Below are 22694 nucleotides of genomic sequence, written 5' to 3'. Positions count from 1 at the left end.
TACCCACGACCCTAGGGCCCGAGCGCCCACGGGACACAAGAGGGCGTCGGGGCGGTGCGTCGGTGCGTAGGGTGCGGGCCGTCGGGTGTCGGTGGGCGTGGCCGCGTCGGCGTGGTTCGGAAACGTGTGGGTCGTGGGTCGGCGTGGGTCCGGTTCGCGTGGGCGCGAGCGGGAAGTGGCCGGTGGGGGCGGCGCGGGATCCGTGACGCTCCATCGTGGGTGTCGGCCCGGCCGCCCGGGGTGGGTGTGGGCGTCCCGTGGTTTGGGTGGGTCGTGGATGTCGATCCGAGTGGTCAGGGTGTGGTTGTCGTGCCCAAGGCCAGGCTTACGCCGGTGCGCTCGAACCAGCCGGTGACGCGGGATCGGGTCGTGCGTGTGACCACCGCGTTGACCGCCGAGGTGGGGTTGGAGGGCTGGACGATCCGGAGTCGGGCCACCGCGCTCGACTCGTGGCCGCAGGTGCTCCAGCACCACGTGGGTGATCGGGACGCGGTGGCACACGCGGTGGGCGAGGAGGTCGTGGCCCGCTTCCCGGTGCCCGATCCCGATCTGCCGTGGCGGGAATGGTTCCGCGAGTTGTTGTTGGCCGCCCGGCCGATCCTGCGCGCCTATCCCGGGGTCGCGCGGCGGCTCGCGCTGCGTGGGCCGAACGTGCCGGCCGCGCTGCCGATCATCGACCACGGTGTCGCGCTGCCGGCCCGCAGCGGCCTGGGCGTCGAGGCGATGGCGGCTTGCCACGTGCTGTTCGCTGGGGCGATGTCGCCGATCGCGATCGAGGACGACCGTTCCGCGGCGGGGGTGTGTCCGCGGTGGACATGAGCGAACTCTGCGAGCAACCGGCCGCCGGCGGCCAGGGTCTGCGGGCCTTCGCCGCGACGCCGGCCCACCTGCGCCAGGGCCCCGACGAACGCGAGGCGTACGCCCTGCACATCTACACCCAGACCCCCGATCGATCCCTGGACGGCATCGCCGCGCGCATCGAGGCCCTGGCCGCCGGCGCAGAACCACCACTGGCCCCGTTCCCCTCCTGACACACGGATGACCGTGAAGCGAGCCGGACCGGCAACGGCACCTCGGCCGCAGAATCGTTTTCAGCGAACTCGGCGCGGAGGGCACGTTCGCGGCCGCCGTGCGCTCGACCGTGCGGCAACAGCCCTGGTGGGACGCTCGGTCGGGTTGTGGCGAGGGCTCGGAGGGCGGCCGGCCGGGCAGCCGATGGCGGGGAGTGACAAGAATTACAGGTGCCCTTCGGCGCTGAAATGGGGTGATTTACGACTGCCTTCGCATCGGTACGGCGCTATCCGATCGACCCTCGTGCGCGCCTCGACGATTCGGTGAAACGGCGCGTCGCACGATAGGCATGGGGCACTCCCGCCCCGGCCGAACGATGCACTGTCGCGGGTGGGAGTCGCCAGTGGGACCCGGTCCCGACGATGCGTCCATGGAGGATTCCGATGCGTGCCCGCACCCCGCGTGAACTCGCGCAACTGCCCTACGCACACCGCCTCGTGGCGTTCGAGGGCGAACTCGACCGGGACGGCGACCACGAACTCGCGCACTTCGACGGCAATGCCTTCGTGGAGGTGGAGGGCGGCGGCTCCGCGTTCACGTCGTCGGCGTTCTCGGCGGTCACGTTCACCGGCGGCCGGTACCGGCGGGCCCGGTTCGACGACGTGTGGCTGCACGGCGCGCGCGTCGTGGGGGTCGACTTCGCGGAGACCGCGTGGATGGACGCCGAGTTCACCGCGTGCGTACTGGCCGGGACCGAGGTCTTCGGCGCCACGATGCGGCGCGTGGTCTTTCATCAGTGCAAGTTCGACTCGGTCAACCTGCGGCAGACCAAGCTGCGCGAGGTCACCTTCGTGGACTGCCTGCTCCGCGACGTCGACTTCGCCGGCGCGACCCTGACCGACGTGGGCTTCCCCGGCTCGACCCTGGAGCGGGCCCGCCTGGACGGCGCCCGAATGACCCGGGTCGACCTGCGCGAGGCCGGCGCCCTCGACATCGCGTCCGGCCTCGAAGCGCTACGCGGCGCCACCATCAACACCGCCCAACTCCTCACCCTGGCGCCCGCCTTCGCGCATCTCCTGGGCCTGACCGTCAAGGACCACTGACGGCCCCCCTCCCGCCCACCACGCCGCCCCCGGCACCACCGCCGCAGTCGCCCGCCCTCACGCACCGCACTGCGCTTGAGACCGGGTCCGGTCCGCGCCGATGCCCGACGCCGCCGCGCACCGGCCCGCCGTCGTGTGGACCGTGCTGCTTCGCCGCATGAGCCGCGCCTACGAACGGCCCGGCCACGCACTCCGACTCGGCCATAAGCGCGCCGCGCCCTCAGCGCCACCGCCTCGCCATCCGTCGGAGGCGGCCCACCCGGTTCCGCGCCCGGCCCCGCTTTCCGCTCCGCGTCGCGCCCGACTCCGTCCCGCAGCCACGTTCAGGCCGCGTCCCCGGCCGCGGCCGCCCGGGCCTCCGGTGCGACCAACATGCTCTTCTCGCTGGGCACTTCGATCGGGGTCGCCGCCGGCGGCGCGCTGCTGACCGCACGGGTGGGGGACGAACTGGGCGGCGACGTGCCGGCGCGCGGCGGGGTGCCCGAAGGCGCCGTCGACCAGGCTCGGGACGGCGTGGTCTCCGGGCGGTTCGAGCCGCTGTCCGAGCATCCGGCCGCGCTGGACAGCGCCCGCGAGGCGTTCACGGCGGGCCTGGCACAGGTGTGCCTGCTGATGTCCGTCCTGGCGTTCGCGGCGGCGGTGTTGTGCACGTGGCTGATCCGGGACGGGGACCGGCACGAGCCGCGGGAGGCGAAGACGGGCTGAACATCCTGGGGCCCCGCTCGCCGGTCCGGTCGGCGGGCACGTGCGGAAGTCCGGGCCGGCCACCGACCGGGTGACCGGGCGGTGGCCGGGCGCGTCCACTCCCACGCGGCGGCGGCCGTCGACGATGATTATCGTTGGCGGCCCCGGCTGCCCCGCAGGCGGCGCGACCTGTGAGGATGTCCGCTTGTGGGGGAGGCGACAGTGGGCGAGCCGCACAGGCCGGACCGGACGGACGCGCGGGAAAAACCGCCGGCCGATCCCGGCCTGCCGCTGCGCCCGCGCGGGATGGTGGACCTGCGCGGACGCGAGCGCGGGCCCGCCGTATTGGGCTACCCGAGCGACTCGGTGGTGGTGGTCTCCGGGCTGCCCGGCAGTGGCAAGAGCACGTTGCTGCACCGCTGGTCCCGATCGGCGACGGTGATCGACCCGCGCACGGTGCACGTCGAATATCAGACCCGGATGCCCGGCTGGCTGCCGTACGCGGTCTATCGGCCGTGGGTGCGACTGCAACACGTGCGGCGGCTGCGCACGCAGGTGCGCGGCGGCGGACCGGTGCTGGTGCACGACTGCGGCAGCAGACCCTGGATGCGCCGCTGGCTGGCCCGATCCGCCGGCCGACAGCGGCGCGAACTTCACCTGGTACTGCTCGCGGTGGACGCGGCCGACGCGCTGGCCGGCCAAGAGCGGCGCGGGCGCTGGGTCCCCGGGCGGGTCTTCGACAAACACCGGCGCGGTCTGGCGCAGTTGTTGCTGGCGCTGTCCGTACAGGGCGGCGCGGTCGTACCCGAGGCGGCCTCCGTCGTCCTGCTCGACCGCACCCTGCGCGAACACGTGATCGCGCTCGAGTTCGGCCCGGGGCGGACCCCTCGCCCGCTGCCGGGGCCGGTGCCGGAGCCCACCGAACCACCCCCGATTCTGCCCACCACCACAACCACCCGCGTGATCACCCGGCGGGGCCCGCGCACACCCGAACCGACGCCGTGAAAGCGAAGCCCACGGCGGACCCGGGCGGCCGGACTCACTCCGAGGAGATTTCCCGGGGGCGCGACACCGCGGCTCGGTAGGCCGGGCTCTGGTCGGTCACCCGATCGCGGTGACTGAGGTCCTTCCGGGGCGTTCGCAGCGCCTCGGACGCGGGCGTCATGGTCAATCCGAGCTGCTTCGACGAAATACGCGCCCCCACCGGGCGGAGCAGAAAGCTCTGCCGCTCCTGCGAGAACTCTTTGGTCTGGGTATACCCGTCGACCAGGTCCCGCTGCATCGTGAATTTCCTCAGGTCCTCCGGCGCGAGCGGTACACGATTCTCTTCCATGTACCGAACCGCAAAGTCGACGGCCGGTTTGAAGGGCACCAAAAGGCATTTCGCGCCTCCGATGAAGCCACCCTTCGTGAGGCCGGCACCGTGTTCCATGAAGGCTTTGCCGATGCCCATGAAGTCACTGTCGTCAAGGACCACGTCGCGGTACTGGGTGAATTCACCGCGACCGTTGAGCGGGCTGTACACCCGAGTCTGGTAGTGCCGCTCCTGTGGATTCTCCCGCTTGTACTCCGCCAGGTGGAAGGCCGTGCACGTGTCCCAGTCGGTGCCCGCCATGAGAATGTGGGTGTTCGGCGTTCGGTACAGGGCGCCGAGCGGGGAAGCCTCGCCCAAGTGACTGCGCGGGTCGTGACCGTCGACAATTTCGCGACCACGTTTCCCGATGGCGGCAAACGACGTCTGTGGATGTCTGCTGCGAAATCCGCGCCGCCGGATCACCTCGGTCAGGAAGCCGACCTCCTCCGACGGGGTGGTTGCGGGATCGAAAGCGGGCAGGGCGGCTTCGATGCGGGCGCGATCCTCGGGGGTCTTCCCCTCGACCGCGGCCCGATAGGCGTGCGAGGTCAGCGAGTTCCAGGAGGTGAAGGTCGGTACGGCAAGGGTGGCGTCGCGTCCCAGGCCGTCGACGACCCCGTCCACGACGACCTTCGCCATATCGGCCTCGGGGCCCGACCGTACGACACCGGGACCCGCACCGTCACGACCGCGGGTCGCTTCCCGGGCGGACAGGGGCTCCAGAAAGGCTCTGAGCGATGAATGCAGCAAAATCGTGCGGTCGGGCGGGATGTCACGAAGCAGGTACCGCGTATCCTCGGCGATGCGCTCTGGAGTGAGATCGAGGACCGACACAGTTCCACACCTCTATCGTGCCCATCCGGGGTTCGGCGCGTGCGGCGATCACTCTCCCACGGGAGTCGTCGCGCGGGAAGAGCCGACCACGGGCCATGCTCGGCGGCGCCCGAGGACACCCGCCGCGCGACGGGAACAGACCTGCCACGAAGCGCCGTTGGGCGTGCTCCCGGTGCTCCCGGTGCTCCCGGTGCTCCCGGTGCTCCCGGTGCTCACCGAGCCAAGAGGTGCAACTGCCGGTGCACGTCGCCTACCTCGATCACCGCGAGGGTGGCCAGCGCCGCCGCCCCCACACGCTCGGCCCGGCGCGCCTTCGCCTCGGCCCGGCGCGCCCGCCACGCCGCCTGCCGCACTCGTGACTGCTCCGCGCTGGCGAGGATCTCGCGCTCACGTGCCTTGAACATGTCGTACTCGACCATGACCCGCTCCCGTTCCCTCCGACCCGGTGCGTCCGGCTCGTGGTCACAGCCTCGCGGGCCAGTCGGGTCGCCGACATCGGGCGGATGCCGCATCCGCCGGGCCACTCCCGCCCGGCGGGTGCCTAAGGTGGCTCAGGCATCCCTGGGACAGGTCTCGCCCGCCGGGGCCACGTGGCACCGCGGCCCGCGGCCGGATGGGCCCGTCGGGTCGGCGACGGACGAACCGACCGGCGACGCAGCGCTCAGCGGGTCGTCGCCGCCAACCCCAACTCCCGTTCACCCAGCGGCGCGAAGAACGCCGCGACCTCGGCCGGACCGACCTGCGCCAACGTCGCGGGCGACCAGCGCGGATCACGGTCCTTGTCCACCACCTGCGCGCGGATGCCCTCGACCAGGTCCGCCGTGGCCAGCGACGCGCACGAGACCCGATACTCCTGGTCCAACACGAGAGCCAGCGAATCCAACTCCCGGGCCCGGCGCAGCGCGGCCAGGGTGACCTTGAGCGACGTCGGCGACTTCCCGGCGATCGATTCGGCGGCCTCCTTCGCGGCCGGCTCGCCGCTGCCGAGCAGCCGGTCCATGATCTCCTCGACGCTGTCCGCCGCGTAGCACGCGTCGATCCACTCGCGCCGCTCGGCCAGTTCGCCCGCCGGCGCGATCTCGGCGTGGCGTGCGGCGGCATCGGCCGGGTCCTCGGCGGCGAGCGCGTCGAGCAGCGCCGGCAACCGGTCGACCGGTACGAAGTGGTCGGCGAGCCCGCACAGGATCGCGTCGGCGGCGCCGATCGGCCCGGCGGTCAGCGCCAGATGCGTGCCCAGTTCGCCGGGCGCGCGGGAGAGCAGGTAGGTGCCGCCGACGTCGGGCACGAAGCCGATCCCGGTCTCCGGCATGGCAACCGTCGAGCGTTCGGTGACGATCCGGACGTCGCCGTGTGCGGAGACGCCGACGCCGCCGCCCATCACCACGCCGTCCATGATCGCCACGTAGGGCTTCGGGTAGGCCGCGATCCGCGCGTTGAGCAGGTATTCGTCCCGCCAGAACTCGCGCGCCGCGTGCCCGCCCACGAGTGCGTCGGCACGGATCGCCCGGATGTCGCCACCCGCGCAGAGCCCGCGCTCGCCGGCTCCGGTCACCAACACCGCGGCGACCTCGTCGTAGCCCGCCCATTCCGCGAGCGCGGCGTGCATCCGGCGCACCATCGGGTGGTCGAGCGCGTTGATCGCGCGCGGGCGGTTCAGCGTGATCCGTCCGAGTCGACCCGCCGGGCCGACCCGATCGACCAGCACCGTGTCCTCGTGCGGGCTCTGCGCTTGCGGCGTCATCGTGCGGCTCGTTCCCTTCGCGGTCCGTGCTCCCGGAAGATCCGGTACGCCTCGCACGCTACCCGGCCGCCGCCCCGGCGGTTCGTAGCGGGCTCTCGGTCTCTCTCGAACCCTTGGATTCTCGGGCCCGGACGGCCCGGCCCGGCGACATGCTGGGCCGCTGCGGCCCGTCGGCGAGCTACGCCCGCGCGCTCGGCGCCGCCGATACGTACCTCCTCGTCGGCGACGAGACCGCGCTGCCCGCGATCGGCTCGATTCTGGCATCGCTGCCGGCGGGCGCTCGCGCGATCGTGTACGCCGAGGTGCCGACACGGCCGAGAATCAACACTTCGCGAGCCGAGCCGAGCCGAGCCGAGCCGAGCCGAACTCACCGTGCACTGGCTGCATCGCGGCGAAGTCCCGCCCGGGGACCGCGACGTGCTGTTGGGCGTGGTGCGCGGTGCGGAGCTGCCCGGCGGCTCGGTGCGGGCCTGGATCGCGGGCGCGGCCGGTGTGGTGCGGGCGCCGCGCCGACACCTGGTGGACGAACGCGGCCTGGCCAAGGGGCGGATCGAGTTCGCGGGCTACTGGCGACCGCGGCTGACCCAGGACGACGCGCCGACGGAGGAGGACCTGGCCGAGGCGCACGAGCGTTCGGCGGACGCGGCGCGGGCGGGCGACTCCGCAGCGATCCGGCCGGTACGATCCGCCCGCCCGTCGCGGCCCGCGCCTACTCCGCCGCAGGCCAGTTCGGGGCTCGTCCGGCCATGGCCACCACGCGGTCGAGCAGCGGAGCGTCGGCAGGCAGCGGCACCGCGCGGGCGAACAGGCCCTGGGCGTCCACGGGGGCGTCGACGGAGTGGTCGGCGTCCGGCGGCGGGGTGAGGAAGGCCAGGGACGCCTCCAGGTTCGCGGTGTCCACCGTGTAGTCCCGGCCCAGCGCGCGGGCCAGGTCCCAGCCGTGCAGGACGAGTTCGTTGTGTGCGACCAGGCCCATGATCTCGGCGGGCAACGTCACGCCACCGGCCTGGGTCTCGCCCTCCCACGCGTCCGGCTTGCGCCAGGCGTCCACCATCTCGGGCAACTGCCGAGACAGCAGATCGCGCCACCGCGGATCCAGGGCGGGCATCGTGCCACCGGGTGCGGTCTGCGTCGACGGGCCGAACTCCTTGCGCGCCGCGTCGCGGAACGCGGCGGTCAGCCCGACCAGGTGGGAAAGCAGATCCCGGATCCTGTAGTGCGTACACGGCGTCGGATCGTCGAGTCGTTCGTCCTCGATCCCGTCCGCGAGCCGGGCGATGGTCGCGGCCGGCGATTGCAGGTCCAGTGTCATGGGGTGACTCCTCTGCGGCGGTGCCGCGCGTCGTCGTTCGATTCCGGTCCGAAATCCACCGCGGGTCCACTACGAGTCCAGCGGGTCCTCGAGGGGTGGACTCGAATGGTCGGAAGAACTCATCGCGATCGGTCGGGAAAACTCATCGCGATTACCCGACCGCGACGACGCGCATGCCGCTGTTGCCCGGGACGGGCGCGCCGGCCGGACTCCCGTACCGGCCGGCGCGCCACCGCGGGGTCAGCTCGCCGTCGGCTCGATCCGGTGGGTGATCCGGCGTACGGCAGGCGCCGAGACGATCTGGACGACGCCGGTGCCGGGGATGCCCAGGTGTGCGAACCCGCCCTCGAAGGCGACCCGGGCGTTCGGCACGAAGACGGTGGACTCGCCGTCGGCGCCGATCACCGGGTAGCCGTCGACGAGCTCGACGGACGCGTCCAGCCAGGTGCGGTGCGAGGTCATGCCTGCACCTCCGGGAAGTCCAGCTCCGGCCGGGCCAGGTGGTTGTAGTAGTTGGACAGCGTGTTCAGCGCGATGTGCGCGACGATCTCGGCCTGTTCGGCCTCGGTGACCCCGGCCGCGCGGGCCGCCGCGCGGTCCGGCTCGGCGACCCGGCCCCGGGTGCGCAGGATCGCCCGGGCCAGGCCCAGGACGGCGTCGGTGTGCGGATCCGCGTCGTGCCCGTCGCGGGTGGCCCGCAGCTCCTGCTCGGTCAGCCCGATCAGGCCGCCGCGGAAGGAGTGCGCGCTGACGCAGTAGGTGCACTCGTTCTCCTGGGCGATCAGCAGCGCGAGCTGCTCCCGCAGGCGCGGTGGCAGCACGCCTCGGGTGAGGTGGTCGCGCATCGCGAGGTAGCCCTCCAGCGCGGCCGGGCCGCTCGCGAGCGCGGCGTACAGGTTCGGTACCCGGCCGAGTTGGCGGGCGACCCGGGCGAGGAGTTCCTCGCCGTCGGTCTCCTCGGCGGCGACCGCCGGGGGTGTGGTCGTGGTGGGTGTGGACGACATGCGGACTCCCGAGAGCCTCGAAACCCAAACGGTACCGATCGGTGCCGTTTCGCAGACGGTACTGATCGGTACCGTTTTCGGTCAAGAGGAGTTAGGATCCGAACGTGCCCGTCAACGCCCGCGACCGCCTGCTCGCCACCGCCGAGGAACTCTTCTATGCCGAGGGCATCCGTGCCGTCGGCGTCGAGCGCATCCTGGCCGAGTCCGGCGTGGGCCGGGCCTCGATGTATCGGCACTTCCCGAGCAAGGACGACCTCGTGGTCGCCGTCCTGGAGGCCCGTGACCGGCGGTGGCGAAGCTGGCTCGCCGAACGGGTCGAGGCCCTGGGCGGGCATCCGCTCACCGTCTTCGACGCGCTCGCCGAGCGCTTCGAGCGGGAGGACTTCCGGGGCTGCGCGTTCATCAACACGATGATCGAGTCGGCCGACCCGGACAGCCCGGCACATCGGGTCGCGGCGGCCCACAAGGAACACGTGGTCGACTACCTGGAACAACTCCTGACCGCCGCCGAAATCGCCGAACCGGCCGTCCAGGCAAGCCGATTCGCCCTCCTGATGGACGGCGCCATCGTCACCGCGCTCCGCGAGCGCACCCCGGCCCCGGCCACTCGGGCCCGCCACCTGGCCCACGCCCTGCTCGCGGCCGTCCCGCCCGCGACATGAGCCCGCGCCGCGCCCCGGTGCGGGGGCGGCGCGGTACGGGCGGTGCGGGGCGCGCCGTGGGTGCGGCGCAAAACAGGCGCGACACGCCGCGACCCGGCGAAGGTTTCCGGGGCGCGGCGGCCGATCAGTCGGTCGGGGTGGGGGCGACCGCCGCCAGTTCGGCGACCGTGCCGGACATGACGGTGCGCAGGTGCCGGGTGATGTGCTCGATCGGCCAGTCCCACCAGGCCAGTTCGAGCAGACGGGTGATGTCTTCGGGACTGTGTCGGGTGCGGATCGGGCGGGCCGGATTGCCGCCGACGATCGTGTAGTCGGGGACGTCGTCGACCACCACCGCGCCCGAGGCGACGATCGCGCCGTGGCCGATGCGTACGCCCGGCATCACGGTGGACCGGTAGCCGAACCACACGTCGTTGCCGACCACCGTGTCACCGCGACCCGGGAGGCCGGTGATCAGGTCGAAGTGCTCGGCCCAGGACCCACCCATGATCGGAAAGGGAAACGTCGAGGGGCCGTCCATCCGGTGGTTGGCGCCGTTCATGATGAACCGTACGCCCTCGCCCAGCGCGCAGAACCGGCCGATCACCAGTCGATCCGGGCCGTAGTGGTAGAGCACGTTGCGGGTCTCGAACGCGGTGGGATCGTCCGGGTCGTCGTAGTACGAGAATTCCCCGACCTCGATCAATGGCGACGTCACCAACGGCTTGAGCAGCACCACGCGCCGCTGCCCCGGCATCGGGTGCAGCACGGTGGGATCGGCGGGTGGCAGCGCGTTCACGTGATGTACTCCAAGGTCTCGAAGTCCTCCGCGGGTCCGTCACTCGAAAACGGGAGGCGGATTCCCGGTCCGGTCCGGTGCCAACCCCGGAGCGGCCGGCCCCCCCCGCCGACCCCTTCGGCTATTCGTAGCGGTACTTGAGCGAGTCCGCCTCCGCCTGCCGGATGTCCTCGATGGTCAACCCGGGCATCCGCAGTTGGGCCAGCGTCACCTCGGCGGAACTCGGCTGCGCGTCGGCGGGCAGCCAGCCCTCCGGCTTCCAGGCCGAACTGCGCAGCAGTGCCTTGGGGCAGTGCGGGTAGACCTCGTCCACCTCGACCACGAGGGCGCTCACCGGCGGCTTGCCCACGGGGGTCAACTGCTCCAGCAGGTCCGGTCGCGCCGACACGCACGCGCGGCCGTTGGCGCGCAGTGTGGTGGTGCGCCCGGGAATCACGAACAGCAGCCCGACCCGGCCGGTCTCCAGCACGTTGTGCAGCGTGTCCAGGCGCTTGTTGCCGGTGGCGTCGGGGATCACCAGGGTGCGGTCGTCCAGCACGGTGACGAAGCCGGCCGGGCCGCCGCGCGGGGTCACGTCGCAGCGGCCCTGCGCGTCCGTGCTGGCGACGAAGACCAGCGACGCGCAGCCGACCAGCGCGCGGGTCTTCTCGGTGAGCCGGTCCATCTCCTTGGCGGCCGCGGCCGCGCCGGGTTGTTCGTACAACTCGCGCAGACTCGTGACGTCGGCTATCGCGTCCGCGCGCAGTGCGTCGAACAGCCCGGTGTCGAAGCGTCCCTCGGCGCCGGCCGCGTCGTCCGAGGTGCTGCTTTCCGTGCGTGTGCTCATGGAACCCACCCTAGGAGAGGCCCCGACCGCCGACCGGGCCCGGGTTCCCCGTGGTCCACGGGCCGGCGGTCCGCACCCACCCGACTCGGCCCACCACCCGGCGCCGGAAATGGTGGACTTCCCGCCCGAGCAGCGGTGCGGTGCGGCCGAGCAGCACCGGATACACGACATACAGCCCGAGGTGATCGGCCGGCGTGACCGCGGCGCGGAAGCCCTCGCTCACGTAGGTCAGCGGATTGAGCAGGGATACGGTCTGGACCCAGCGGATCGTGCCCAGTGTGCTCCACGGGTACAGCGTGCAGCCGAGATAGAGCAGCGTGGTGAGCAGGATCGAGAACAGGGCCATCACGCTGCGCGCCTCCAGGCAAGGAGGGTGACGACGCGGCTGCTCCCGGGTGTCGACCGAATTTGTTGACTGGACCGTCCAGTAAAAATACTGCTCCGCTAGTATTGGACGCATGAGTCCAAGTGGTCAAGGCCGACGGGATACCGGATCGGCCGGGCAGTCGCCGCGTCCCGCCGCGCGGCCGGGGCGACCCGACAAGCGCCAAGCCATCGTCGAGGCGGCCAAGCGGGTGTTTCTGCGGTACGGCTTCACCGATACGAGCGTCGATGTGATCGCCGCCGAGGCGGGCGCCTCCAAGCAGACCGTGTACAACCACTTCGGCGACAAGAAGACGCTGTTCGTCGCGGTTGTCGAGACGGCCCAGCGGGACGCGGCGAATCGTTCCGTCGCCCGCTTCGCCGCGCTCTTCCACGAGTCGGGCGACCTGGAGCACGACCTGCGCGCGGCGGCCCGGATCTGGACCGAACTCGTGCTGGATCGGGAGATGGTGGCCCTGCGGCGGGTGATAGTGGCCGAGCAGTGGCGTCATCCCGAACTGGCCGAGGAATGGGCCCGGCCCCGCCCGGCCTTCGACGAGGCGGTGGCCCGCGAGATCGGCAAGTACGTCGAGGCGGGCGTCCTGGACATTCCCGATGTGCCCCTGGCGACACACCAGTTGGTCCTGCTCACCGCGCACGAGGCGATCCATCGCTCCCGGGACGGCCTGCACGAGGTCACCTCCGCCGAGATCGGGCGGATCGTCGACGACGGCGTGCGGATGTGGCTGCGCAGCTACCGGGCGCGCCCGTGACGCGAGCCCGCGGCGCGACGACCGCCCCGGTGCCCGGGCGTCCCGCGCCCGCGCGGTCGTAGGGTCGGCGTATGCGTGACGACCTCGACCTGAGCGTGCCCGTACCGGACGACGTCCGTCGGGTGGTCTCGCTGGTGCCCTCGCTCACCGAGGCGGTCGCGGCGAGCGCGCCCGGATTGTTGGTCGGCGCCACCGACTGGTGCACGCATCCCGCCGAGCTGGACGTGGTCCGGGTGCGCGGTACCAAGAACCCCGACCTGGACACGATTCGCGCGCTCGCCCCGGACCTGGTCCTGGCCAACGAGGAGGAGAACCGCGCGGTGGATCTGGCCGCGCTGCGAGCCGCCGGAATCGCCGTGTGGGTTACCCGGGTTCGCGGCCTGGACGAGGCGTTCACCGCGCTCGAACGCATGCTCGCGATCGGGTGCCGGCTGCCCGTCCCGCCCTGGCTCGACCGCTGCCGCGCCGCGTGGGCCGCGCTGCCGCCGGCTCCGCCGCCGCGACGGGCGATCATCCCGGTGTGGCGCCGTCCCTGGATGGTGGCCGGCCGGGACACCTTCGCCGGCGACGTCCTCGCCCGCTTCGGCGTCGTGAACGTCTTCGCGTCCCACCCCGAGCGCTGGCCCGGGATCCCGTTGGAGGAACTGCGGGCCGCCGCACCGGATCTGGTGGTCCTGCCGGACGAACCCTACGCGTTCAGCGCGGACGACGGCCCCGAGGCGTTCCCCGGCGTCCCGGCCGCACTCGTCAGCGGCCGCCACCTCACCTGGTACGGCCCGTCCCTGGCCGAGGCCCCCGCGCTGCTCGCCGCCCGACTCGCGCCGTAGCCGCACACGCCGCGCCCGGCGTCCCGGCGTCGCCGGTGCCCTGGGCCCCCGGGCCCGGTGCCCGGTGCCCGGTGCCCGGTGCCCTCAGAGGGTGATCTGGTACAGCACGAAGCCCCGGTTCAGCCCCACCCGGTCGTAGAGCCGGCGGGCCGGGGCGTTGTCCTGATGGGTCGACCAGTACACCCGCGAGCACTCGCGTTCGCGGGCCCAATCGGCCACCGCGGCGATCAACGCGCCCGCAACCCCCTTGCCCCGGGCCTTCGGTGCGGTGAACAGGTCCTGGAGATAGCACACGTCGGGCGCCGTCGTGCTGGCGTGCACGAGGAAGTGGGTGATGCCCACCAGCTCGCCGTCCACCTTCGCGCCCAGCGCGTGCATCCGGGTGTCCTCCCCTCGCGCGGAACCCCGCCTGACCTGCGCAAATGCCGCGACCTCGACTAACGCGAACCCGTCCCGGCACGTCTCGGCCCGTTCCAGCCCGACACTACCCGGATCGGCACAGGCCCGTGCGCCCATGGGTACACGGGCGGGCGAACCTTCGAACAAGCAAGGGGGCCCGGCGCCGAATCAGCGCCGAGCCCCTGCTCAGCGGGCCACCAGCTTTGCGGAGCACGGCCACCCGCCGGCCACCGCAGCCCCGAAGGGCGGGTGGGGCCCGACACGCCTCGGCGATGGCCGAAACGCGTCTGTCCACGGTTAACGGGTGAGCCCGAGCGTTCGTCACGCTCATTTGAGCAAGACCCAGCAGAGCCGACTCTGCCCCATCCCCCGGGCCACCCGTTCCCTCTCGCGCCCGGCTCTACGAGGACCCGGCGGACGGCGACAGGACGCGATCCACGAGACCGTTGAGCCGCTCGTCGAAGACGTTCCGCGCGTCGGGGGTGAGTGTCGCGAGTGCTACCAACGTCGTCACCGCGACGTCCACCAACTCCTTCCGCACGTCATCCCACGAGTGCGACGCGCCCTTCCTCGGGTTCGCGGCGAGAGCCCCGTGCAGGGCCTCCGCGACCTCGCCGTACTCCTCGCCGACCTTGAGCACGCGCAGCAGCGTGCGTTCCCGCTCGGTCTGCTCGCCGGCGTTCTCGTCCAACCAGCGGCGGAGCCGGTTGATCTGTTCCCAGGTGTTCTCGTCCATCCACATCTCCCACGGTCGTACGGGTGTCAGAACAGGGCGGGCACGGGTTCTTCGGCCCGCGTGGGGTCAGTCACCGGCAGCGGCACCGAAGCGGTGACGGCGAGCCGCACGGTCAGCGCCGAGTGGTCGGTCAGCCGATTCGGTCCGGTGCGGGGCTCGTGGACGTACGAGCAGTCGAGCAGCGCGCCGCCCAGGCCGGCCGAGACGTGCGCGTGGTCGTAGCGGTATCCGTCACCGGTCTTCCCGACCCACGAATACTCGAGTGCGTCCGCGTACAGCGTCCGGAACGCGTCCGCGTACCCGGCCCGGCCGAACGCCCCGTAGAAGTCGTACTCGAACGGGGCGAAGAACCGGTAGCGCGGGGAGTGATCAGGCTCCAGGACGTTGAGGTCACCAAGCACGACCCGGGCGCCGGTCCGGCCATCGGGAAGCACCGCCGCGCACTCCCTCAGCCATCGCTCTTTGCGTTCCCGCTTCTCCGGTGACGCGTCCCGCGACGGCACGTACAGACCGATCACGTCGAGCGGCCCCCGGTCGGTGTCGACCGTGACCGCGACCGCGCGGTGCGGCAGGTACCCGACGGCGAACGGCGCCGGACGGGTGGCGAGACGGCTGACGACCATCACGCCGCGTTCGCCCCGCTGCTCGGGGCGGGGGAACGTCACCGAGTACCCGGCCGCGGTGAAGCGCTCCTCCAGGAACGCGCACCCGGCGCTGTCGGCCGTCTCGGTGAGCACGTGCACCTGCTCGGGCCGCGCCGCGAGGTAGGCGAGCTGGCGCTCGGCCCGCTGCCGGCTCGGGTTGTTCAGGTTGAACGTCAGCACGTCGAGCGTGCTCGGGCTGGTCATGAATTGCCTTTCATCCACGGGCCCCTGACGGCCGCGACCACGGCACTGGCGACGGCGGCCGGGCCTTCGTCGCTCGCGTCGAGTTGGAGGACGCGGACGCCGGCGGCCATGAGGAACGTAGCGGCCTTGCGGAACGCAGCGCATTCCCGCGCGGTGCTGCCAGGGTCGCGCTCGTACCGGCTGTGCGCGCCACGGCTGGTCAGCCGCGTCTCGATCACGTCGGTGCGGGCGTTGAGGATCACGGCGACGTCGGGCATGTCGGCGTGCCGGTTCAGCTCCCACACCACATCGACGTTCACGCCGTCCAGGACTTGGAGCACCAGCGACGAGGCGATGTACCGGTCACACACGACCGTCTCGCCGCGCGCGAGCGCCGGCCGAATCTCCTCGTCCAGGTGCGCGTACCGGTCCGCCGCGATCAGGCAGGACATCGCCATACCCCGGTACGTGTCGGTGCCATTCCGGGCGAGCAGCCCCAACGGAGTGTCGCTTGGCTCCCGGGTCTGGCACACCGCGACACCGATCGTCCGCAGCTCCAACGCCACGGCGGCCGTCACCGTCGACTTCCCCACGCCGCCCGGCCCGTCGATCGTGAAGAACTCCCCGGCCATCACGCACCGACCACGGGCAACATCCGTGCCTGCCTCGGGACGACTGGGCACTGCTCGGTGTCGAGCGCGCCGATCCGTTCCCCGGCGGCCACGACAGCCGCAGGGCATCCCTTCCCGCACGAGGCCGACATCGAGCAGGCCCCGCACGTCGAGTTGCCGCCCAAATCCCACCGATCACTGAACTTGCCGTACGCGTCCAGCCGCGCCGCGACATCGTCGTGCTCCCACACGTTCCCGACAAGGAAGTCGGTGTCCGGGTGCCGGGAAACCTTCGTCCGGGCGGCGAACACCAGGTACGGGCAGATCGCCACACCACCATCGGTGAAGACGTAGATGATGTTCCCGGCCTCGCACGGCGCCAACGGCTTGTCCGCATTGGGGAACCGGATGTTCACCATCTCCAGGCCGTCGGCCTCGAACGGCGCGGTCATCCGCCGGATCTCCCGCATCTGCTCGTCGGGCGTGCGCAGCTTCTCCTGCGCCGACTTGGACGCGCCCCGCCCCATCGACCCCAGCGGGATCATCAGCACGTACTTCGCGCCCTGGTCCCGGGCGAACTCGACCAGCTTCCGATACTCCTCGTCCTCCGCGAGGTTGTTCGGCGTGCAAAGCAAACCCTGGAGGATGCCGGCCGCAGCGAACCGCCGGATCGTTAGGACCGTTTCCTCAAAGCACCCAGGGAGGCCGCGGAACACGGAGTGCGACTCCTCCGCGAACCCGTCCAGGCTCACATTCATGTGGGCGTCCAGCGCGGCCAGCGCGGTCACGTCCGCGTCGCTCACGCCCGTGCCGTTGGTGCAGACGCCGACGGAGAGCCCGGCCGGGCGGAACTCCGCGACGATCTCGATCAGGTCCTCGTGGACGAACGGCTCCCCGCCGGTCACCGTGACGCGCGTGACCCGGGCGGCCAGGAGGGCCGGGATCAGCCGCTCCCGGATCTGGACGACGGACATGAACGTGCCGCGCTTCGTGGCGTTGACGAAGCAGTGACGGCACAGCATGTTGCACGGCTCGCAGATCTGAACGAGCGCCTTGCGGTAGGGGTGATCGACCGTCGTTCGGAAGTAGCAGGACGCGGCTTGATCTCCGGTGCTGATCGGACGTGCGGTCACGCGGACCTCCACGATGAGATGGAAGGGGCCCGCTCCCCGGCCGGGCGCACAACAGCACGGCCGGGGCGGGAGTTCGATGGGCCGGTCAGGAGACGAGCCGAGCCGGCTCGATCACTTCGACGTTGATGCTCGTCGACTCGGCGATTCGCCAACCGGTGTCGATCAGGAACCGCCGGTACTCCGTGTACCAGTCGTGAACCTGAGCCGCGGTACCGACCAACCAGCGCGCCCCGATGTCGTCCACGCGAGCCCCCGCCGGCAGCACCTTGAACCAGACCGGCCCGGTGCCGTCGATCGGGAACTCGCGGAGCAGGGTGACGTGCGATCCAGTCGGGCAGTCCAAGGCGTCGTACACCCCGCCCCGGTCGGGGTGCTCGAACACCTCGGTCAGATATGAGTCCGGGGCTCGCGCGGCAGGCACCACCCGGCGCCCGCCTCCGCGATTGCCTCGTCCAGACGGCGCAGTCTCTCGGGATTGACTTTGTTCCTGTGGTGCACTCGAACCAACCTCCTGCACGTTCTGTCGTCGGTGCCCCACGCCCGGCCTCGCGGTGGGCGCGGCTTCTCCGGCCGGGCGTGGGGCAATGGGGGACCGGTCCCGCAGCCGCGCGAGTTTGCCCGCAGGACCGGGTGCCGCCCGTCTCGTGGGACCGGGAGCGGGCGGCGGCAGGGGACAGGTCTGGGTCAGCCGTACACCGCAGTGGGTGGACGGCCATCGAACCGCCCGGCGGACGCGTCCCTGATCGCGTCCCCCAGGCGCCGGTAGGTCTGCTCCCGGATCACTCGTCCAGCCACCTTCCGCGACCGGCGTTGACGAGCCGGGTCAATGCCCGTGTCGAACAGAAGCCTTTCGACTCCTCTACCGAGACCACCCACCACGGGCCGGTGCGCTCCGGCGTGTACCGATCGGGCGCGGGAATCAGCAGGGGCCGGTGAGCAGGCTCCAGGGTCGTCAACGGCACGACCCAGCGGCGACCCACGGAGTAGGGCACGAGACCCGTGTACGTGTCGTCGTCGCTGCCGCGCGTCCTCGGCCGGTAGAACATCGGCCCGTCGATCACCGACGTGAGGTGTTCGGCGAACTGGTTCCACGTCCGCCAGTTGCCGATCGCGGCGTGAACCGCCCCGGCCGGGAGCGACACGGCGGAGAACACCGTTCCCGGCGTGAACCACCGGCCCGAGCGTGCGCCCACTCGGCGCGCGCCTGCGGCGCCAACGGGGCTGCTTTCAGCAGCCATTCCCACGGCTCACCCCCCTCCGGCGATGCGTCCGAAGGAACAGGAGGATCAATGGACATCGTGGTTCCCTTCACGACAAGAGGGATGGCGGATCGCTTCGTCATTCACCGGCCCGCTGGTCCTGGTAGGCACGGACGAGGGCTTCCAGGCGGCGAATACACGGCTCGCAGACGTAGAAAGGTCCGGCGCCCTCGAAGTCGGTGTGCACGGGGCCGAGCCACAACACCGGAACGTCGACCTGCTCGCACCGCCAACACAGGCCGACCACCCATCGGCGATCCACGGCTCGCCCCTCACGTGGGACCGTCCGCTGCGGTCACCGTCACCTGCGCCCACACCCGCTTGCCGACAGGCAACGGCTCCACCCCCCACCGACCCTGGGACAGCGCGTCCACCAGCGTCAGCCCCCGTCCGCCGACGGAACCGGCATCCGGGGGCCGGACCAGCGGCATGACGTCCGACCGGTCCACCACGAAGACCCGCACCAGTCGCGGCCCCATCCGCCGTACGCCGACGCGGATCGTCGGGGTAGCGGTGTGGAGGTGGGCATTCGACACCAACTCGCTGATGACGACGAGCGCCTGGCCGTCGTCGTCGGCGAGCCCCCACGCGGCCAGCGCCGAGGTCACAAACCGGCGGGCTTCCCAGGCGGATTCCCGCCGGGACGGCAGGCACCTCGTGTAGACCTGGCTGCCAGCGCTCGGGCGGCTGGTCATCGGGGCGGTACTCCTCACCGCAGCGCTCTCCCGAGCAGGTCCCCCGATTCGGCGGACCGTGGCCCGCCTCGACAGCAACCACCGGCGCCTCATCACCCCGACCACCGCAACGGTTCCGTGCGAGAGCGCAGAACGAGCGCGGCCAAGTCGACCGCCGCGCACAACGAGTCGCCGTCACCGGCGACAACCCACCACGGACACCCATCGGGCGCCGGCAGGTACCGGCCGGGCGCCGGCACCCACAGCAGCCCCTGACCCGAGCACAGCCGCGTCTGCGGCTCGCGCCACGTCCGTCCCTCCGCCACAGGCAGCAGCGCCGTGTACGACGACTCGTGCTCGGCCCCCGGGGGGCTGTAGAACACCGGACCGGCCAGGAGCCGCGCCAACGGCTTGACGCACTCTTCCGGTTTCCGCACTCGGAGCGCGACGTGAACCAGCCGGGCCGGGACGACGACGGCCGAGAACACCATCCCCGGGCGCAGCCACGCCGCGCCCGACTCGTACCACTGCACATGTGCCTGCGCCTTCGACGGCGCGGCCGACGACAGCCATGTCCCGAACGCCACCAGACGTGCGGGACGTCCGGCGTTGGGAAGGCGAACACCCGGCGAACGACTCGTCATCGCGCATCACCAGTCGTCAGCGAGGGCGCGGGGTACCGGGCGAGCCGGGTGCCGATGTGCGCGTGCAACTCCCAAAGCTGGGTCAGGGTGACGTCGAAGTCTCGGCCGTCGGGCTCATCCCAATTCACCTGGAGCTGGAGCTGTACGGGCTGTTCCGGGTCGTTGGTCTCCACGACACGAACCGCGGTGAGTCGATCACTCACGAGGGTGCATCCTCCGCGTGTGTGCTCGGCATTGCTCTGCAACTTCCGAGCGGGTCGATGGCTAGTACGTGCTTGTCGAGCTCTCAAACCAGCCAACGCCCCTAGAACCGGCGCAACCGGACATTCCGGCGGACTTTCGGCCGGACTCTTCGCGGACATCGGACCTTGCGGCGCCCGGAGAGTCGCTACCGTTCGTAGTGATTCAGATCACGGAGGTGACGTGGTGCCGGAGCAGACGCCCTTCGAACACGCCTGTAGCGCGCGCGGCTGGGACAAGCCGGCGGACTTTCTGCGGGCCTTCCACACCGCGGCACACCTGCTCGGCGAAGCGGTCACCCTGACGGACCGCCAGTACCGCCGGTGGCGTCAACCCGACCCACCTGCACCCCGGGCACGCGCCTGGCGGACCCTCCACGCCATGTTCGCCGTCTGCCCAAGCGAGATCGGGTTTCCTGGACCACCGCCAGGTGTCACCGTGGGGAGTGCACCACTCCTCGCGCAGAAGGGCACCGGCGTGGACCGACGGGCTTTCCTGGCCGACTCCATCGGCGCAGCCTCCGCTTTGAGCTTGCCCGCCCACGTGGTCCCCCTGAACCCGGCCGGAGGCACCGGCGCCATCGGCACCACACATCTGCTCGAACTCCGGGACGGCCTTCACGTCCTCTTCCAGCTCGACGCGACGTACGGCGGCAGCGACGTCCGATCCCTGGCCGTCCGCCACCTGAGCCGCGTCCGCCGCATCATCAACACCAGCAAGTATCCGGACACGATCGGCCGTCAACTCCGCCTCCTCTCGGGGGAAGTCGCCGAACACTGCGGCTGGCTGTACTACGACGCCGACAAGCAGGACGACGCGCGACGCTATTGGGGCGAGGCCCTGACGACGGCCACGATGCTCCGCGACACCAACCTCGAAATCCTGGTCTTCTCCTCCATGAGCCTCCAGGCGTGCCACGAGGGACGACCTCGCGACGGCCTCGACTTGGCCCGGGCCGCTCAGGACCGTGCGACCCGCCTGGGGTCGCCGATCCTCCAATCCCTTATCGCCGCCCGGGAAGCACGCGCCTTGTCGCTGCTGGCCGACGACACATCCGCTCGACGTCGCATGAGCGACGCCCTGCGGCTCGTCGACCGCGACGGGCGCGGGCGCCCCTCCCCCGAGTGGGCCGCGTTCCACGGGCATGCCGAGCTGGACTACGCGCAGGGACTCCTCTACACCGAACTTGGCCACCACCAAGCGGCAACCGCGTTCTTGCGAGCTGCGCTCGCCCATCAGGAGGCCAACTACGGACGCAACCGGGCCCTGTACCGCCTCACTCTGGCCCGGGGCCTGATCGGCGCCGGGGAAGTCGACGAAGGCGCCGCCCAAGCCGTAGCAAGCTTGACCGACCTGGAAGAGGTGGAATCGGGACGCGTCATGCGACGTCTCACCGAGGTGGTCGGCGCGCTGCGCGCCGTCGACGCCGTCTCCGCCCGGGAGGCCACCGACGAATTGGCCGAATACGTGAAAACGAAGGGGGCAGCGTGATGACCGAGGTGACGTACGAGCGATACGAGGGCCAGGAGGCCGCAGGACAGCTCGACGCCTTCCTGCCGGCCTACGAGGAGGTCTACGCCGAACCGCCGTACAGCGAAGGCCCCTCGGACGTAGCCCAGTTCATCGACCACTATCTTTTCCACACGCAGCGGCCGGGCATGCGTCTGATCATCGCCCGCGACGGCGAAGACGTCATCGGGTTCACGTACGGATACCTTCTCCCCCGCGACACCGGGTGGTGGAACAACGTGGACCAGGTCCTCGCGGACGACTTCAAGCGCGAGGACGGCACCCGCACGTGGGTGATCCTCGAACTCGCGGTCCGTGAAAAGTGGCGCCGCCGCGGTATCGCCGCTGCTCTCCACGCCGCGCTACTCGAGGGCCTGCACGTCGAACGGGTGACACTCACCGTCCGCCCGGAACCGGAGGCGGTCCCGGCGCAGTCCGCGTACGCGTCGTGGGGTTACCGCCCCGTCGGCGTGTCCCACCCGTGGGACGGCGCGCCGTTCTACAACGCCATGGTTCTCGAACTCGCCGACCGGCCCGCCCGAGCCTGACGCCGGCCAACACGGAGCACGTCAGGCCGCATTCACGTCCAACCCATGAATCGAAAAGAACTGGAGCCACTCGCTCACTGCCGCCTGAGCGAGGTCGAGCGCGTCTCGGGTGCCGGTCGTGCCGTCTGGAGCGGTCCACTTGATCGTGAAGCGTGCCGCATTTCGGTCATCAATCCAGGCTTCCGACACCACAGCCGTCGTCTGCCCATGGCGTCGCGTGTGGTGCTTGTAGGTGTTGATGACGTCACCGGATCTCCGTAGAAACGCCGCCGAGCCCCGTGCTGCAGTTCGTACATGAGAGGGGCCACTCGGGTTCTTCATTGCTCGACACGATCAGCTCCGATCCTGCCGCCCGATTTCCAAAGTAGGTCCAGGTTGCCGAGAGAGCCCGGCATGCGATGATTCGAACTGATGAACGAGCACGACGACGTCGCACCCTGGGAGCAGCCCAGCCGGTTCGACGTCGCGAGCCAACGGGCCGCTACCACGCCGGCCCGGCGACTCTGCCCGTCCCGGCCGCCCTGGATCCGCGCACGGCCGAGGCGCTGTACGAACTCTGCCCGCCCGGGTACCGCGACCACGAGGTCCTGCGCCGCCACCCGCGCCTGCTGCCCCGCCTCGCGCGGCATCACCTCCTGGCCGACCTCGCTGAGCTCCGCCAGGGCTACTCCGACCTGCGCCGCGACCTGCGAGACCAGGTGCCCGTACACGTCATCCCGCAGGCCCTCGCGACCTACAAGGCCGAGGCCGCGGAACTCCACCGCGCGCTCGAACGCCTCAACGCCATCGAATGGACCCTGCCGCCCCGCTGATGCCGCGTCCGTCCTCACGATCGAGCCCAC

31 protein-coding genes and 2 pseudogenes are annotated in these 22694 nt (G+C 71.1%); 13 read left to right on the top strand and 20 right to left on the bottom strand.

The window, feature by feature from the left end:
• Nucleotides 1-369: 369 nt before the first annotated feature.
• The 5 genes from ACIRL2_RS09345 to ACIRL2_RS09325 all read left to right on the top strand — a co-directional run bounded on the left by ACIRL2_RS09345 (nucleotide 370) and on the right by ACIRL2_RS09325 (nucleotide 3803).
• Entirely contained in the window at nucleotides 370-819 is a 450-nt protein-coding gene (locus ACIRL2_RS09345) for a hypothetical protein (protein ID WP_402231251.1), read from the top strand.
• Nucleotides 816-1031 carry a hypothetical protein gene (locus ACIRL2_RS09340; protein ID WP_402231249.1) on the top strand — a complete coding sequence of 72 codons (216 nt, stop codon included), beginning with the start codon at nucleotides 816-818 and terminating at the stop codon, nucleotides 1029-1031. Before ACIRL2_RS09345 ends, ACIRL2_RS09340 begins: the two co-directional genes overlap by 4 nt.
• Nucleotides 1032-1454: 423 nt before the next feature.
• Nucleotides 1455-2114 (top strand): pentapeptide repeat-containing protein, encoded by a 660-nt coding sequence (locus ACIRL2_RS09335; RefSeq protein ID WP_402231248.1) that lies wholly within the window; start codon nucleotides 1455-1457, stop codon nucleotides 2112-2114.
• A 372-nt stretch (nucleotides 2115-2486) separates the two neighbouring features.
• Complete coding sequence (locus ACIRL2_RS09330) at nucleotides 2487-2819, top strand: hypothetical protein (RefSeq protein WP_402231246.1); 333 nt, start codon at nucleotides 2487-2489, stop codon at nucleotides 2817-2819.
• Nucleotides 2820-3020: 201 nt separating this feature from the next.
• Nucleotides 3021-3803: an AAA family ATPase gene (locus tag ACIRL2_RS09325; RefSeq protein ID WP_395858861.1), complete on the top strand. Its 783-nt coding sequence runs from the start codon at nucleotides 3021-3023 to the stop codon at nucleotides 3801-3803.
• Nucleotides 3804-3837: 34 nt separating this feature from the next.
• Here ACIRL2_RS09325 and ACIRL2_RS09320 read toward each other — a convergent pair whose 3' ends face one another.
• The 3 genes from ACIRL2_RS09320 to ACIRL2_RS09310 all read right to left on the bottom strand — a co-directional run bounded on the left by ACIRL2_RS09320 (nucleotide 3838) and on the right by ACIRL2_RS09310 (nucleotide 6727).
• A complete protein-coding gene (locus ACIRL2_RS09320; protein ID WP_402231244.1) occupies nucleotides 3838-4986 on the bottom strand; it encodes an aminoglycoside N(3)-acetyltransferase in 1149 nt (382 codons plus the stop codon).
• Nucleotides 4987-5198: 212 nt separating this feature from the next.
• Nucleotides 5199-5405, bottom strand: a complete 207-nt coding sequence (locus ACIRL2_RS09315; RefSeq protein WP_402231242.1) for a hypothetical protein — start codon at nucleotides 5403-5405, stop codon at nucleotides 5199-5201.
• A 242-nt stretch (nucleotides 5406-5647) separates the two neighbouring features.
• Nucleotides 5648-6727 carry an enoyl-CoA hydratase/isomerase family protein gene (locus ACIRL2_RS09310; protein WP_402231240.1) on the bottom strand — a complete coding sequence of 360 codons (1080 nt, stop codon included), beginning with the start codon at nucleotides 6725-6727 and terminating at the stop codon, nucleotides 5648-5650.
• 149 nt (nucleotides 6728-6876) lie between these two features.
• Here ACIRL2_RS09310 and ACIRL2_RS09305 point away from each other — a divergent pair.
• A pseudogene (locus ACIRL2_RS09305) lies at nucleotides 6877-7005 on the top strand (SIP domain-containing protein); the annotation flags it as partial.
• Between the two features lie 94 nt (nucleotides 7006-7099).
• Nucleotides 7100-7240, top strand: a pseudogene (locus tag ACIRL2_RS09300) (siderophore-interacting protein); the annotation flags it as partial.
• 196 nt (nucleotides 7241-7436) lie between these two features.
• Here ACIRL2_RS09300 and ACIRL2_RS09295 read toward each other — a convergent pair.
• From ACIRL2_RS09295 to ACIRL2_RS09285, 3 genes are all read right to left on the bottom strand, one after another.
• On the bottom strand, nucleotides 7437-8039 hold the full coding sequence (locus ACIRL2_RS09295; RefSeq protein WP_402231238.1) for a TIGR03086 family metal-binding protein: 603 nt from the start codon (nucleotides 8037-8039) through the stop codon (nucleotides 7437-7439).
• A 240-nt stretch (nucleotides 8040-8279) separates the two neighbouring features.
• Nucleotides 8280-8501, bottom strand: a complete 222-nt coding sequence (locus tag ACIRL2_RS09290; protein ID WP_402231236.1) for a hypothetical protein — start codon at nucleotides 8499-8501, stop codon at nucleotides 8280-8282.
• Nucleotides 8498-9043: a carboxymuconolactone decarboxylase family protein gene (locus ACIRL2_RS09285; protein WP_402231234.1), complete on the bottom strand. Its 546-nt coding sequence runs from the start codon at nucleotides 9041-9043 to the stop codon at nucleotides 8498-8500. Before ACIRL2_RS09285 ends, ACIRL2_RS09290 begins: the two co-directional genes overlap by 4 nt.
• A gap of 104 nt (nucleotides 9044-9147) precedes the next feature.
• Here ACIRL2_RS09285 and ACIRL2_RS09280 point away from each other — a divergent pair, with 104 nt between their 5' ends.
• Entirely contained in the window at nucleotides 9148-9705 is a 558-nt protein-coding gene (locus ACIRL2_RS09280; protein WP_395858853.1) for a TetR/AcrR family transcriptional regulator, read from the top strand.
• A 124-nt stretch (nucleotides 9706-9829) separates the two neighbouring features.
• On the opposite strand, the gene ACIRL2_RS09275 is transcribed toward ACIRL2_RS09280, so the two are convergent.
• The 3 genes from ACIRL2_RS09275 to ACIRL2_RS09265 form a co-directional block, all read right to left on the bottom strand.
• On the bottom strand, nucleotides 9830-10441 hold the full coding sequence (locus ACIRL2_RS09275; RefSeq protein ID WP_395859310.1) for a CatB-related O-acetyltransferase: 612 nt from the start codon (nucleotides 10439-10441) through the stop codon (nucleotides 9830-9832).
• 163 nt (nucleotides 10442-10604) lie between these two features.
• Nucleotides 10605-11309, bottom strand: coding sequence for an MSMEG_1061 family FMN-dependent PPOX-type flavoprotein (locus ACIRL2_RS09270; RefSeq protein WP_402231232.1), 705 nt, complete (start codon nucleotides 11307-11309; stop codon nucleotides 10605-10607).
• A gap of 10 nt (nucleotides 11310-11319) precedes the next feature.
• Entirely contained in the window at nucleotides 11320-11655 is a 336-nt protein-coding gene (locus tag ACIRL2_RS09265) for a hypothetical protein (protein WP_402231230.1), read from the bottom strand.
• 112 nt (nucleotides 11656-11767) lie between these two features.
• Here ACIRL2_RS09265 and ACIRL2_RS09260 point away from each other — a divergent pair, with 112 nt between their 5' ends.
• The gene (locus ACIRL2_RS09260; protein WP_395858850.1) at nucleotides 11768-12445 is read left to right on the top strand and encodes a TetR/AcrR family transcriptional regulator; all 678 of its coding nucleotides are present in this window, start codon (nucleotides 11768-11770) and stop codon (nucleotides 12443-12445) included.
• Nucleotides 12446-12516: 71 nt separating this feature from the next.
• Entirely contained in the window at nucleotides 12517-13272 is a 756-nt protein-coding gene (locus tag ACIRL2_RS09255; RefSeq protein ID WP_395858849.1) for a helical backbone metal receptor, read from the top strand.
• Nucleotides 13273-13356: 84 nt separating this feature from the next.
• Here ACIRL2_RS09255 and ACIRL2_RS09250 read toward each other — a convergent pair whose 3' ends face one another.
• From ACIRL2_RS09250 to ACIRL2_RS09200, 11 genes are all read right to left on the bottom strand, one after another.
• On the bottom strand, nucleotides 13357-13788 hold the full coding sequence (locus tag ACIRL2_RS09250) for a GNAT family N-acetyltransferase (protein WP_402231228.1): 432 nt from the start codon (nucleotides 13786-13788) through the stop codon (nucleotides 13357-13359).
• Nucleotides 13789-14071: 283 nt separating this feature from the next.
• The gene (locus tag ACIRL2_RS09245) at nucleotides 14072-14407 is read right to left on the bottom strand and encodes a MazG-like family protein (protein WP_395858847.1); all 336 of its coding nucleotides are present in this window, start codon (nucleotides 14405-14407) and stop codon (nucleotides 14072-14074) included.
• Between the two features lie 26 nt (nucleotides 14408-14433).
• Entirely contained in the window at nucleotides 14434-15255 is an 822-nt protein-coding gene (locus ACIRL2_RS09240) for an endonuclease/exonuclease/phosphatase family protein (protein WP_402231226.1), read from the bottom strand.
• A complete protein-coding gene (gene tmk, locus ACIRL2_RS09235; RefSeq protein ID WP_402231224.1) occupies nucleotides 15252-15866 on the bottom strand; it encodes a dTMP kinase in 615 nt (204 codons plus the stop codon). Before tmk ends, ACIRL2_RS09240 begins: the two co-directional genes overlap by 4 nt.
• Nucleotides 15866-16978, bottom strand: coding sequence for a radical SAM protein (locus ACIRL2_RS09230; RefSeq protein ID WP_402231222.1), 1113 nt, complete (start codon nucleotides 16976-16978; stop codon nucleotides 15866-15868). The genes tmk and ACIRL2_RS09230 overlap by 1 nt, the downstream gene beginning before the upstream one ends.
• An 85-nt stretch (nucleotides 16979-17063) precedes the next feature.
• Nucleotides 17064-17399: a hypothetical protein gene (locus ACIRL2_RS09225; protein WP_402231220.1), complete on the bottom strand. Its 336-nt coding sequence runs from the start codon at nucleotides 17397-17399 to the stop codon at nucleotides 17064-17066.
• A 358-nt stretch (nucleotides 17400-17757) separates the two neighbouring features.
• A complete protein-coding gene (locus ACIRL2_RS09220; RefSeq protein WP_402231218.1) occupies nucleotides 17758-18132 on the bottom strand; it encodes a hypothetical protein in 375 nt (124 codons plus the stop codon).
• A 184-nt stretch (nucleotides 18133-18316) separates the two neighbouring features.
• Nucleotides 18317-18499, bottom strand: a complete 183-nt coding sequence (locus ACIRL2_RS09215) for a hypothetical protein (RefSeq protein WP_395858840.1) — start codon at nucleotides 18497-18499, stop codon at nucleotides 18317-18319.
• 10 nt (nucleotides 18500-18509) lie between these two features.
• Complete coding sequence (locus ACIRL2_RS09210) at nucleotides 18510-18932, bottom strand: ATP-binding protein (RefSeq protein ID WP_402231217.1); 423 nt, start codon at nucleotides 18930-18932, stop codon at nucleotides 18510-18512.
• A 92-nt stretch (nucleotides 18933-19024) separates the two neighbouring features.
• On the bottom strand, nucleotides 19025-19555 hold the full coding sequence (locus ACIRL2_RS09205) for a hypothetical protein (RefSeq protein ID WP_402231215.1): 531 nt from the start codon (nucleotides 19553-19555) through the stop codon (nucleotides 19025-19027).
• Nucleotides 19552-19758, bottom strand: coding sequence for a hypothetical protein (locus ACIRL2_RS09200; protein ID WP_395858837.1), 207 nt, complete (start codon nucleotides 19756-19758; stop codon nucleotides 19552-19554). The genes ACIRL2_RS09205 and ACIRL2_RS09200 overlap by 4 nt, the downstream gene beginning before the upstream one ends.
• A gap of 220 nt (nucleotides 19759-19978) precedes the next feature.
• Between ACIRL2_RS09200 and ACIRL2_RS09195 the strand changes: the two genes are divergently transcribed.
• From ACIRL2_RS09195 to ACIRL2_RS09185, 3 genes are all read left to right on the top strand, one after another.
• Nucleotides 19979-21286, top strand: coding sequence for a hypothetical protein (locus tag ACIRL2_RS09195; protein WP_402231213.1), 1308 nt, complete (start codon nucleotides 19979-19981; stop codon nucleotides 21284-21286).
• Complete coding sequence (locus tag ACIRL2_RS09190; RefSeq protein WP_402231211.1) at nucleotides 21286-21852, top strand: GNAT family N-acetyltransferase; 567 nt, start codon at nucleotides 21286-21288, stop codon at nucleotides 21850-21852. Before ACIRL2_RS09195 ends, ACIRL2_RS09190 begins: the two co-directional genes overlap by 1 nt.
• 398 nt (nucleotides 21853-22250) lie before the next feature.
• Nucleotides 22251-22664, top strand: coding sequence for a hypothetical protein (locus ACIRL2_RS09185; RefSeq protein WP_395858833.1), 414 nt, complete (start codon nucleotides 22251-22253; stop codon nucleotides 22662-22664).
• Nucleotides 22665-22694: the final 30 nt, after the last annotated feature.

The organism is Embleya sp. NPDC127516, assembly GCF_044765325.1.
Lineage (GTDB): Bacteria > Actinomycetota > Actinomycetes > Streptomycetales > Streptomycetaceae > Embleya.
Note: the sequence above shows the minus strand (reverse complement) of the source record. Positions and strands in the feature narration are given on the sequence as shown.